Source organism: Pseudarthrobacter sp. (genome assembly GCF_036675385.1).
In the GTDB taxonomy this organism is placed as follows: domain Bacteria; phylum Actinomycetota; class Actinomycetes; order Actinomycetales; family Micrococcaceae; genus Arthrobacter.
Map to the genome: position 1 here is coordinate 1 of NZ_JAKFFD010000040.1, position 11,883 is coordinate 11,883.

The following is an 11,883-nucleotide window of genomic DNA, read 5'->3' on the forward strand; positions in this document are numbered from 1 at the left end:
TTGCCAGGGCAACCATGCCGACGCCGAGCAGCAGGTGCAGGACGTTGTCGAAGCCGTTCAGCGGCACGAAGTTGCCGGCTGAATCCTGGGGGACCACCAGTCCGTAGACGAACAGGACCAGGTAGATGGCGCCGCCGTAGAGGAGGAAGGAGCGGGCGCCCGTGGCGGTCTTTGCCATGAGGAGGCCTGCAGCGCCGAAGAGCAGGTGGACGATGTTGTGCAGGGCCGAGACCTGGAAGAGGCCCAGCAGCATTGCCTCGGAGTGGTGGCCTGCGAAGTGCAGTTCATCGAAGTTGGCCGTGATGCCCGGAACGAAGCCCAGGATGCCGACCAGCAGGAACACTGCACCGACAACTATCGATGCCTTCTGGACGTTGGTGCGGGCTGCCGTTCGGGTGCCGGTGTGCGTTGCCATGGGGATCTCCTGAATGCGATATGTGTTTATGGATCAGCGGGGTTTCTTTCCTGCCGACCCAAGGGGTTATGCCAGCTATTCGGGCGTGACCGCGTGTCGGATGGGTTATTCAGAAAATATTCTCGGGTGCACTCCCAAGTTTCCGCGGGTTCAACCACCGGGGTTGGGGCGTCCGGACCTGACGCACCTGGAAATCGCAGCGGCAAACCATCTTTCCACGGCGCGGGGGGAGTAGCCGGGTTCGGGTTTGCCGGTGGTCGGGCCCGCCGGGCTCAGCCGCCGACGGTATCGGCAGGCTCGACCACCGGGGTTGATCCGCCGTGGATTTCGTATCGGGCCTTGCCGCCTTGCTTGGCCCGGTACATGGCTGAATCTGCCTGCCGCAGCAGCTCCGTCACGTCCGCCGTGTCCGTGGTGCGCTGCGCGACGCCCATGCTCAGCGACACCCGCAGCGACCGGTCACCGATGACGAACGGCTCGCTGAGCGCCTCATAGATCCGCTCGGCGACGGGCCCCGTGGCCGGAGTGCCGTCGTCGTTATCCACAACGACGACGGCGAACTCGTCGCCGCCCAGCCGGGCCACCAGGTCGTGGCCGCGGACGCTGGCCCGCAGCCGCTCTGCCAGCTGCGCCAGCAGCGCGTCACCGCCCTCATGGCCCAGGGAATCGTTGACGTCCTTGAAGTCGTCGATGTCGATGAACAGCAGGCCCTCGTGCCGGGTCCGGCGGTCGCTGTCGGGTTCGAAGGATGCCAGCAGTCGCTCGGCCAGGGCTGCACGGTTGGCGAGCCCGGTGAGGTCATCGTGTGTGGCCCGGTACGTCAGGGCGTTGTGGCTGTCCTGGAGCGCGGCGGCCATCCCGTTGAAGGCCACGGTCACCTCGCCGAGTTCGTCGCGCCGGGCCACGTTCAGGCGGTGGCCGTAGTCGCCGGACTGCAGCTTCAGGACGCCCCGGCGGAGGCTGTTGACGGGCCGCATCAGGTCCTTGACCATCCGGCGCCGGAAATACAGGGTGGCGCCGATGGCCACAACGAACAGCCCGAACCGGCCAATCACCAGAAGCCCTTCAAGTTCGCGTGTGTCCACGAGCCCCCTGTTCAGCGCCAGGAGCGAGGACTGCTGGACGGCGGCCAGTTGCGACCGCACGGTGGAGCTTGCGGCCGCGAAGGCAGCGGCATCAGCTACATTGCTCCCCGTGGGGTTCAGTGCCCGGTCACCCCAGAGGCCGGCCTGCTCCAGTCCCGCCTGCCAGTCCTGCTGGGCCATGGAAAGGGCTTCGGTCCGGCCTTCGTCCGCAACCGGGACGGCGGCGGCCACACGGAAGAGAGCTTCAATGTCCTGCTGCTCCAGGACAAACGCCTCCCTGTTCACGGGCGCCGCCGCCAGCAACTGGTGTCCCAGTTGCTCATGAGCCTCAAGGGCTGCGGCCAGGTCCGCGACGGTGCCGTACTCGGCCTGCAGCCGGCCGTTCGCAGCTTCCATCTCGTTCACCACGAACCGGACTCCCACGATGGTGATAGCCGCGCCGGTGAACAGGGCCAGCAGCATCAGCGTGAATGCCCGGGACCATTCACGCTGCAGGCTAAAGGAGCGCAGCGTAGTGGGGGCTCTATTCATGGGCGTCCTCGGACCGGGGTGATGTTATGCCTAAATTACACGGCACTTCCTACAATCGGGCTTCGACAGGCTCAAACACCGGGCGTCACCGGTTTCGGCAGGCTCAGTCGCCGAGTCGGCCCAGCGCCCAGTCCCAGCGGATCAGCTCCTGTTCAAGCCGGACGGCCATCCCAAAGGCGTCATTGCGGAGACCTTCGTACAGTGCGGACTCATCAGGTGTCAGCCTGCCAAGCGAAGCCTTCGACGGCGACGGCTCGGTCACCCATGCATCTCGGTGTGCCAGCAGCGTGGCCTCGTCCATCATCACGCTCATCACATGCGGGTGGACCGCCCGCAGCTGGTCCAGGATCCGGAACCCGTGGGTGTCCAGATCGCCCCAGTACAGGACCTCGCGGTCGCGCAGCCACCCTGCATCCCGCAGCGACGAGAAACCATAGCCGCCGCCATAAATAGCCAGCGTGTCCTGCCTGTCGGGGAGGGCCAGAAAGTTGACGAGGTTTTCCGTGATCAGCACTTTGGTGACCGGCAGGCTCAGCGTACTGAAGGCTTCAGCGGTCACGGTCAGGTCCCGCGCCGTGCCCAGCAGTGGCACGGCAGGATCCAGCACGCGGAACCTGACCAGCTCCGGCGGATGCAGGAAGCCGTGGCCCGCGGCAAAGCGCGCCGCCGGCGTCCGGGCCGGCGTTAGCCCCAGCAGCGAACCGGGCTCAGCGGGAAAGTCCGGAAGAGAGTCCTCGTCCGGCTCAATCTCGGCGCGCACGGAATCAGCCCGCAGCGCCATGGCCAGCTCGCTGATCACCGCCCTGTGGTTCTCGATGAACTTGGTGTGCACACCGGGAAGGCTCAGCTGACGCACATAGATGCCGGGCACGGGATTGTCCTCCAGCCACAGGGCCACCCGGGCCGCTGTCAGCGCGTCAGCCCCGAGTTCCAGCAGCTTGAGCGGCCGCTTCAGCGCCCAGCCGCGGAACAAGGAGTGCAGCGAGGCCAGACTCCCGGCAAGCTCCACGAACCGGGCTGCATCCTTCGCCTTACCCACAAAGCCGATCTCGGCCTCGGCGTTTGCAAAGACCGCCGCCGCCGGAAGCTGGTTGGCCCCCACCGTGGTGCGCCCCACCTCTGCGGTTTCCAGGCTGAACGGACCCACCGCGGCGAACAACTCAGCCGCCCACGCACTCGCCGCCGCGTAGTCAGTCCGGAGCGTCGCCGCCGTCGGACGTTTCAACGGACGACGGCGGGGGTGCAGTCCGCTGGGTTCCAGTACCTCGCGGAGCAACGCGCCGCTGCCCCAGGCCTTCAGCGACTGCGCCCGCAGGTCAGCCAGTGTGGTCCAGCCCTGCGCGCGGCCCGCCTGTGCCCGGCCCGGGGCGGAACCCGAAAGCCGGTCACCCGGCACGCCGGGCCCGCTCGTCCCGGTACTCCTGGATGGTCATGTTCCGCAGCTGCGAATCGTCGCCGTTGGTGTTGGCCACGAACCCCACATGGGAGACAAAGGGCTCGATCACATGGATCTTCTGCAGGGGAGTGACGATCAGCAGCTGCAGCTTCATCCGCTGGAACAGCTCCAGCCCGTACCGGGCTGACTCGTCGGAGCCGCGGCCGAACGCCTCATCAATGACCACGAACCGGAAACTGCGGCCACTGCCGGCGTTCTTACCGGCACCCTTGCCGGACGCCAGCCCGAACTGGAACGCCAGGGCGGCCGCGAGAATCGTGTAGGCGAGCTTCTCCTTCTGCCCGCCGGACTTGCCGCCCGAATCCGTGAAGTGTTCAAATTCCTCGCCGGTTTCGGTCCATTTTTCCGAGGCGGAGAACGTGAACCAGTTCCGGACGTCCGTGACCTTGGCGGTCCAGCGCTCGTCGAGGGTGGTGTAGCCGTCCCGGCCCCGGAACCGCTCGATCAGGCGCGCCACCTGCAGGTACTTCTGCTCGGAGTACTGGTCATCGTCGCCGATGGTCCCCTCCGAACAGGCCCGCAGGTCCAGGCCGAACTGCCGGACGTCCAGGTCGGTGCTGTTCTGGTGCTCCAGCTGGATGTGCCGGCCGGTGTTGTACTCAATCCCGGCCAGGGACAGGTTGATTTCGCCGATGCGGTTCACGATGTCCTGCCGGCGGCTGTCCAGGAACGCGTTGAACGCCACCACCTCGTGAATGGTGTTCTGGTTCAGGGACTCCTTGAAGTGGGCCTCAAAGCGCGGGAGATCGTTGCTGACCAGCTGCTCCAGCAGCTTGCCGAACTCGCCGGCAGACTCCAGGGCGGCGTCAATCTCCGTGGTCTCGTTCGGGTACTTGTTCCGGAACTCGGCCATGAGCCGGACGGTCTTCTCGGCGGCCCGGGCGATCTGTTTGGACAGTGCGTCGATGGTGTCTGTCAGCCCGGACCGGACGGAGCTTTCGACGGTGCCGGTGTTTTTGTAGGTGAGCGGTTTGCCGGCGAGTTCCGCGGCGGCGAGCCTTGCGACGGCGGCCAGCACGCCGCCGTCGTCCGTCAACGGGGTCTCCCGCAAGACGTCGCGGCAGTCCTCGATCGCCTCCACAATGTCCTTGGCCGAGCCCTCGTTGGAGCCGATCCGCCGCTGGACATCATCGGCCCGCACCTGCAGGCGATCCAGCTTTCCGGTGAGCTCGGCTTCCTTCGCCGTCAGCTGCCGCAGCACATCGCTGGTGGACTCCAGCTGGGCCTTCTCCGCCTTGAGCTCCTCGATGCGGCGTGCGGTGAGCTGCCAGCTGAGCTCGGCGAAGTCCGACACCGCCCCGATGATGCCCAGCTGCTGGTTCTGCCGGCCGATTGCGCCCAGGGAATCGTTGACCCTGGACAGCTGGCCGGCCACCACGCTGAGCTGGCCCTGGACCTCGTCCTGCTCGGCACGGAAACGGCTGATCTTGTCCAGGTTGTCCCAGCCCAGGACGTAGTTCCGCCGGTCCGAGAGCTCCTGCCGGTCATCCTTCTCGTGCCGGCCGCGGCCGCCCTTGAGCTGGCCGTTGGCGGTCAGCGCCTTGGAGCGGCGGCGGAAGTCCTCCAGGGTGTCGCAGCAGAAATAGTCGAAGCGGCTGCTGAGCTCATCGAGCAGAAAACTGCGGAACGGCGTCCCCTGCTTGATGGCGATCTTCGCCGCCAGCGTGCCCGCCTCTGCCGGCTTCGGCGTGTACGATTCGCCGATCTTCAGGTACACCAGCCGGCCGCGCAGGTTGTTGCCGTCCACCCAGCCGCTCACCGCAGCGTAGTGCTCCGACGGCACCAGCAGCGACAGGGCAAAGCCGCGCAGCGTGCGTTCGGCGGCGCCTTCCCACGCCGCTTCGCCGTCGCGGACGCGCAGCAGCTCACCGGCGTACGGCAGCTCTGATTCCTGGATGCCGGTACCGTCGCACAGCCGACGGCGGAGCTCCACCTGGGGGCGCGGCAGCAGGTTGGGACGCGCCTGCAGGCTGGTCAGCTCCGCGGCGATGTCGCTGGCGCGGCCCGTGAGCACCGTGCGTGTCATGGTCAGTTCGGTGCGGGTGTCCTGCACTTCGTTGGCTGTGGCGGCGAGGTCCTTTTCGACGTCGGCGAGCCGGGCCCGGTTGGCGTCGAACTGGACGCGGTCCGCCGGGGCCTGAAGACCGAGCTCTGCCGCGGCTTCGGCATACTTTTCGAAGCGAACCCGCTGCGCCCGGGACTCCTCGCCCAGCCGCGCGGCCTCCGCCTCGATGGCGGCCAGCCGGCCGCCGCCGTTGCCGCGGATATCTTCCTTCACGGCGGCCAGGTCCAGGCGGAGCTGAGTGATTTCGGTGGCCAGTTTGCCGCTGTCCTCCCGCAGCCGGAGGCCGGTGTTCTGCAGTTCCGTCTGGTGTTCGATGCTCAGCTGCAGTTTCCGGTCCGTGAACCAGGGATGCAGCTGGTCCCGCTGTTGGCGCGCGAATTCATCGTCGCGGCTCAGGGCGGTGTGCTGGGCGGCGCCCTCGGTGATGGGGGTGAGCAGGGCGATCTGGTCCTTGGCCCGGAGGACGGCGTCGTGGGCCTTCTTCAGGTCGTCGAAATGGTGGATGAGGTTGCCGATCCGGGCCTCGACGTCGTCTTCCTCGAGCATGTTGGTGCGCACGAAGTTGGTGATGTTCTCCACCTGCTTCATGGACACCGTGCGGTGGAACAGCTCCATGGCCTGGTTTCCGCTGATGCCGAACTGCCGCTTGAACGCCGCCGCATACGGCTCGAACGTTTCGTGGAGGGACGCACCCGCGGCCCGGAGCTGCTTCTTCAGCTTCGCGGGGTCCTGGCCGAAGTTGGCGAAGTCCCCGGCGATGGACTGCTCGCCCTCCACCAGCGAGTAGAAGCGGTTGGGCTGGCCGGCTTCCTGGGTGGCCCAGAGGGTGATGGCAAGGGTGATTGATTTGCCCAGGACTGCATTATGGAAGACGCCCAGGACCACTGTGAGCTTGCCGGTCCCGCGCAGCGCAACTGGCTTGGAGTACTCGCCGCCGGCGCTCCGGGTGCTCTTGTGGAAACCCCGCACATACGACATCAGCGTGCGTTCCTTCTTCTGCGCACCCGCGGCCTTGTTGTACTCGATCCTGTTGGCCGGCAGCAGCAGGGTGGTGATCGCATCCACCACTGTCGACTTCCCGGAGCCGATGTCGCCGGTCAGCAGGCTGTTCGAACCGTCCAACCGGAACGTCCGCACCTCCTGGTGAAAGGTGCCCCAGTTGAGCAGCTCCAGACGGTGCAGCCGGAATCCCGGGGGAGTACCGGCGTCGTCCGCTTTTTCATCCAGGCTGAACAGCATCTCCTGCTCGTCTGTCCCGCCTTTAACTGGGGTGGCCGTCTCGGTGGTCATGTGCGGTCCTCTTCCTTACTGCCGGTGACGGCTCCGCTGAGCGAGGCGCGGTAGTCAGCGAGCCGCGCGTCGAATTCCTCCAGCCACTGGGCATCCACGTAGGCCTTCAGGATCCGTGCTACTTCGTAGGTGCCCGTCTGGCCGCGGAGTTTCCGCAGGAAGCCCAGCTCCACCACCTTCTTGATGTTGGTGCTGAGCTGGTCCAGGATCCGCGCCTCGTTGCTGGATTCGGGCAGGAAAACGGCCACCATGTCTGCGATGTCCTGCTCGGTCATGATGAGGCGCAGTTCGCTGCTGTTGGTGTCGAATTCGAGCATCCGGCCGCGGAGCAGCGCCAGGAGGAGGCTGACGTTGAAGGTGAGCGGGCGGCGGGGGATCAGCCGCGGCAGTGTGCCGTCCGGATCCTCGCGGGATTTCAGGAACGCGTAGCCCTCGGACTCGTCCAGGATCAGGTCAAGGCCCAGGACGGCCACGTAGTCGCGGACATGGGAGGACAGGCCCAGCAGCGACTGCCAGATCTTCTCGTCCGTCTCGGCGTAGACCACGCCCTTGAAGAGCTTGGTGACGACGCCGGGAAGTTCCTCCGGCGTGTGTGTTTCGGCTGCGTCTGTGGTGGTCATGCCGGCCTCACGAAGATGATCTGTTCGACGGTGGCTTCCCGGATGCTGCCGTCCGGGAGCTGCCAGGACAACTGCTGTGACTCGTCCGGGTTAATGGACGCCCAGTCCGATTCGGTGGCGAGCTGGTAGTAGGCCACGAGCTCGGCCAGCCCCTGGGAGAGCGGATGGGCGGCCGCTACTTCGCCGAGGGTGGCCTGCTCGGCGCCGGCCAGGACGTCGTCGATATTGGACTTCAGCCGCTCCGTGTCCACATGGAACTGGCTGAAGAGGGCGCCGGCGTCCACGTTTGCATCATTTGCCGCCACCACGACGTCGTCCACCATGATCCGCCGGCTCGGCTCATACAGCGGCCGTTCGAAGGGGAGCGCGACCTCGACGGACTGAGCGGCGATCTCCGTAAAGACGCCCGACGGCGGCACCTCCCGGGTGCCCAGCGCGCCGGATTCGATGCTCCGGACGAGCTGCATGATGCGCTTGTTTTCCAGGAACACCTTGTCGTCCAGGAGCCGGCGCATCTGCTGCGAGAGCTGCCGGACAGTGGCCTGGGTCTGCTCGACGGCGGGTAGCCAGTCCTGGTGCAGATTGGTCACGGCGTGCAGGTTGTCCAGTTTGGCGAGGGCGTCGATCTGCGTGGCCCGCTGCAGCAGGTCCCGCAGTTCCGTTCGGAGCTGCGGGGACATCAGGTAGTCCCAGAAGCCCTGGAACGTTCGGCCCTGGAGGGAACCGCTGATGTCCTGCTGGTTGGCGAAGATCGAGGCAAGGAGCTCGCCCTGGGTGCCGTCCCAGGTGGCGATCTGTTCACGGACCTGCCGGTCAAGCTTCCGGAAGTTCTGCTCCACCTCACGGAAATCGGAGAGCAGGTCCTTGGCCAGGGTGGTCAGCTGCTGGAAGTGGTCCAGGGCTTCCGGCGCAGTCATCACGCGGATGTTGCCGTCCTTGATCCGCTGCATCTCGGCGTCGATCCCGTCCCGCTGGCGCTGGAGCTCGGCCAGCCTTACCTCCGGATCGGTCTCGGACTGCTGGACCAGGGCCTTCAGCACGGCGAAGATGCTGGTCAGCCTGGACTGCGTGGCCACGAAGTCCCGCCCGCTCAGGCTCTCCACCCAGCGGACCACATCCTCGGCGGCGGCGGTGAGATCGTAGCGCGGCTCGTCCTGGCCGGGGACGTAGTATTTCCGCAGCCATGCCCGTTCCGGGGCCGCCCACTCATCCAGGTACTCACCGGCCGGCCTAGGATACTTGTCCTCGCCGAAGACTTCACGGAGGCCGAACAGGACATCATCAAGGTGGTCAATGAGCTCCTGCCGGCCGATGTCCCGCTGGTTGGGTCCGGTGAAGGCCTTGATGAAGAAGCTGACCGCCAACGGGGCGTTCTGTGCGCGGAGCAGGGACCACCCTGCGTGGTTCTCACGCAGTGCGTTGATGGCGTAGAAATCCATGGCGTCCTCATGCAGGGTGCTGTTATTCCTAAGCTACACGGGGGCGGTGACAGTGATCGAACTTGTCGTCCCCGGTTGATCGAGCCTGTCGGGATCCAGGGTTTCGACAAGCTCAACCACCGGGCGCACTCAACCACCGGGGGATAGGACGTTCAGGCCTGCCTCGACGGCGGCAGCCAGGAGCTCAGCGTCATACGCCACCATTACGTCGGACTGCAGCCGGATGGCTGCGGCCAGATGGATGGCGTCGGCGCTTCGGAGCTTGCCGGGCAGGGCCGCCGCGTACATAAGGTCCGAACGGGCAAGATCGACCAGGTTGATGGCTCCCAGGACCGTATTGACGGACTCGCCGGGAAATCCGCGGCGATGGGCCGCGCAATGAAGTTCCGTATAGAGGAGCATCGAAGCCACCAGCTGGTGGCCCTGGGCGGCCGCGGTTGAGAGGTAGTGGGCGCCCGCGGATGACTCTGGCTCTTCGACCACCAGCTTGAGGACAGCCGACGTATCCAGGTAGATGATCACCGGTCCCCGCGGAGGTCAGCCAGGATCTCAGCAGTGCCGGCTTCTGACGGGACGCGCGGCAGCGTCTGGAAATCGACCGGCCCCTTGGCGGCTGGGCGGACCTGGCCCGCCAGCAGCAGCCGCTCAAAGGGTGACGCCGACGGCGGGATCAATGTAGCGGCTATTTCGCCGTTGTTCGTGACGTCGATGGTTTCGCCGTTCTTAACGCGCTCCAGGATTTTGCTGCTCTGGTTGCGCAGTTCCCGGTGTGGAATGGTCGCCATGGTTACCTCCGTAGCAATCGTAGCAACCTGCGTGTCCGAGGGTAAGGATTAGTCACCGCGGGTTTCGGGATGCTCGGTTTCGACAGGCTCAACCACCGCGGGTTTGGACAGGCTCAACCACCGCCCGCTCCCAGTGCCGCCGGAGCAATTCAGCCAGCCGCTCGGGCTCGATCCGGTGTGGCGGATCAAAATGGTGGCGCTTGGGGAACACTTCCAGGTGGAAGTCCGGGAAGAAGACCCTGGACAGTCGGCTGGCGATATCGCCGTAGTCATGGGGATTGCTCAGGCCGCCCAAGGCGAAGTAGACGGGCTGGCGAAAGGCAGCCAAACGCGCCCTCTCCAGGTCATAGTTTTTGAAGGTCCGCAGGAATGCCCTGATGCCCGCCGGCCGGTTGGCCATCCACGGCGGCGGGGGATCCGGCGGCGGCGGAAGGACGACGTCGGGCTTAACTCCCAGCCTCATGAAGGCGGACATGAACTGTTCCGGCGGGAGTGTTTCCAGCTGGTCGTACTTCTTCCGGAGCTCCGCGTACGCAGGGCTCCAGTCCCAGTTCCCGGCCCAGGCAGGTTCCAGCAGCGCCAGGCTCAGCAGCCTCCCCGGGTGCTTGGCAGCGAACGCCAGCGCCGCCGCGCCGCCACCTGAATAGCCCGCCAGATGGAACGTCTCCCATCCCCGGGTATCGGCTTCGCGCAGCACGCCGTCGATCTCTGTGTCCAGGCTCCAGTCCGCCGGCGGCCCATCGTCCGCGTAGAGCTCGAGATCCTTTGCGATTGCCTGGACATCCGGCCCGAGGGCTGCGATGAGTCCGCCGAAGGCGGCCTGGGCGGGGAGTACAGCGCCTGGTAGAAGAATGGCCCGAATTGGTCCCATGGGAGAACGGTACGCCTGGGTTTCGACAGGCTCAACCACCGGATCTTGGAGGCTCAACCACCCGTCTCGTTGGCCGGTGGTAATCGAGGTTCAGAATCTCCTGTAGTCTTGATCCTGTTGTTGTGTTTATGCGGTTGGTAGTTCAGGCAGTACGCGCGGTCGAAAGTCCGCGTCTTTCTGAAGTAGCGGTTTTGAACACCCCACACCGGAGGACCCGAAAGTCGGGACTTTTCCTCCACCTTCACGAAGGACAAAAATAATGGCTACTGGTACCGTCAAATGGTTTAACGCTGAAAAGGGCTTCGGCTTCATTTCCCCCGATGACTCCTCACAGGACGTTTTCGCTCACTACTCCGCGATCGCCTCTTCCGGCTTCCGCTCACTCGAAGAGAACCAGAAGGTTTCCTTCGAAACCGAGCAGGGCCCCAAGGGTCCCCAGGCCGTCAACATCCAGGCACTCTAATTCTTTAGAGATTCTGGGGCCTTAGGGTTTCATTATTCAAAGCAGGGCCGGTCATAGACCGGCCCTGCTTTTGTTAACCCGGAAGTGCTTCAAAGCGCCCGACTGGCAACTTGCGGGAAACCCCTTCAAGATAGTCAGTGGGCAAGCAGGGGGGATCGAGTCCATCCCGCCGCACAGAGAGGCCCGCCCTTCGTGGCAATACCAAAACGTCAACTCAGTCCGCTCATCCGCAAGTACGTCAACGGCAGCCGCCCAGCCCAGGCAGAGACCAGAGGCCTCGGCGAGCTCAAGCCGGTGGAGCCCGCTGCCCGCCGGGAGGGGGTGCCCGTACTGGGCGATGACCAGGTCTATGTGATGAAATACGGGACGGTCTATCACACGGCGTGGTGTCCGGTGGTGGGCGACAGCTGGGACCACGCCCCCAGAAGACTGCTAGTGACCCTATTGGCCGCCGTGGGGGAGCGAACCCGGTGCGCGGAATGCAACCGGCACACGAAGGCAGCCAGGGCGTCAGCCGCGCAGGAATACCACCAGCAAGCCCGGCCCACCCCCGAACCCCCACCGCCTGACGCCGTGGTCCCGCTGAAAGTCATCGGGCTGGCCCATGGGATACTCTTCCTGGCCGCAGGGCAGGAATATCGGGAACGTTTTAAGGAAACCGCCGTGGAGCCGGCTACCCCGCTGTGGGTGGACGGGCGCCGCGACGGCATGGTGGTGCGGCTGGACTCCGCCAGCGACGAACCACTCGTGCTTGTCCAGTTGGACCCCCGCGCCACGTTCCGGAACGGTCCGTACCAGGTGCGCCTGCGTCATCCGCTGCGGCGGTCGGCCACCAAACCCTATGCGGTTGAGTCGGTTGAGTC

At 65.5% G+C, this 11,883-nt stretch carries 10 protein-coding genes and 1 pseudogene; 2 read left to right on the plus strand and 9 right to left on the minus strand.

The features are described from left to right. From V6M49_RS03995 to V6M49_RS04035, 9 genes are all read right to left on the minus strand, one after another. Window positions 1–415: DUF4383 domain-containing protein (locus V6M49_RS03995; protein ID WP_332760132.1), on the minus strand; the 415-nt coding region annotated here is incomplete at its 3' end. A 272-nt stretch (window positions 416–687) separates the two neighbouring features. Beyond that, window positions 688–2,031: a diguanylate cyclase domain-containing protein gene (locus V6M49_RS04000; protein ID WP_332760134.1), complete on the minus strand. Its 1,344-nt coding sequence runs from the start codon at window positions 2,029–2,031 to the stop codon at window positions 688–690. A 103-nt stretch (window positions 2,032–2,134) separates the two neighbouring features. Further along, window positions 2,135–3,427 carry a Wadjet anti-phage system protein JetD domain-containing protein gene (locus tag V6M49_RS04005; RefSeq protein WP_332760136.1) on the minus strand — a complete coding sequence of 431 codons (1,293 nt, stop codon included), beginning with the start codon at window positions 3,425–3,427 and terminating at the stop codon, window positions 2,135–2,137. Then, window positions 3,417–6,842 carry an ATP-binding protein gene (locus V6M49_RS04010; RefSeq protein ID WP_332760137.1) on the minus strand — a complete coding sequence of 1,142 codons (3,426 nt, stop codon included), beginning with the start codon at window positions 6,840–6,842 and terminating at the stop codon, window positions 3,417–3,419. The genes V6M49_RS04005 and V6M49_RS04010 overlap by 11 nt, the downstream gene beginning before the upstream one ends. Then, window positions 6,839–7,462: a DUF4194 domain-containing protein gene (locus V6M49_RS04015; protein WP_141139766.1), complete on the minus strand. Its 624-nt coding sequence runs from the start codon at window positions 7,460–7,462 to the stop codon at window positions 6,839–6,841. The genes V6M49_RS04010 and V6M49_RS04015 overlap by 4 nt, the downstream gene beginning before the upstream one ends. After that, window positions 7,459–8,901: a DUF3375 domain-containing protein gene (locus V6M49_RS04020; protein WP_332760140.1), complete on the minus strand. Its 1,443-nt coding sequence runs from the start codon at window positions 8,899–8,901 to the stop codon at window positions 7,459–7,461. Before V6M49_RS04020 ends, V6M49_RS04015 begins: the two co-directional genes overlap by 4 nt. Before the next feature lie 129 nt (window positions 8,902–9,030). Beyond that, window positions 9,031–9,423 (minus strand): type II toxin-antitoxin system VapC family toxin, encoded by a 393-nt coding sequence (locus tag V6M49_RS04025; protein WP_332760141.1) that lies wholly within the window; start codon window positions 9,421–9,423, stop codon window positions 9,031–9,033. Further along, window positions 9,420–9,686, minus strand: a complete 267-nt coding sequence (locus V6M49_RS04030) for a type II toxin-antitoxin system Phd/YefM family antitoxin (protein WP_141139769.1) — start codon at window positions 9,684–9,686, stop codon at window positions 9,420–9,422. The genes V6M49_RS04025 and V6M49_RS04030 overlap by 4 nt, the downstream gene beginning before the upstream one ends. 88 nt (window positions 9,687–9,774) lie before the next feature. Continuing rightward, window positions 9,775–10,557 carry an alpha/beta hydrolase gene (locus V6M49_RS04035; protein ID WP_332760142.1) on the minus strand — a complete coding sequence of 261 codons (783 nt, stop codon included), beginning with the start codon at window positions 10,555–10,557 and terminating at the stop codon, window positions 9,775–9,777. 259 nt (window positions 10,558–10,816) lie between these two features. Here V6M49_RS04035 and V6M49_RS04040 point away from each other — a divergent pair, with 259 nt between their 5' ends. Together V6M49_RS04040 and V6M49_RS04045 are read left to right on the plus strand one after the other, a co-directional pair. After that, the gene (locus tag V6M49_RS04040; RefSeq protein ID WP_024365339.1) at window positions 10,817–11,020 is read left to right on the plus strand and encodes a cold-shock protein; all 204 of its coding nucleotides are present in this window, start codon (window positions 10,817–10,819) and stop codon (window positions 11,018–11,020) included. 192 nt (window positions 11,021–11,212) lie between these two features. Next, window positions 11,213–11,883: pseudogene (locus V6M49_RS04045) on the plus strand (hypothetical protein); the annotation flags it as partial.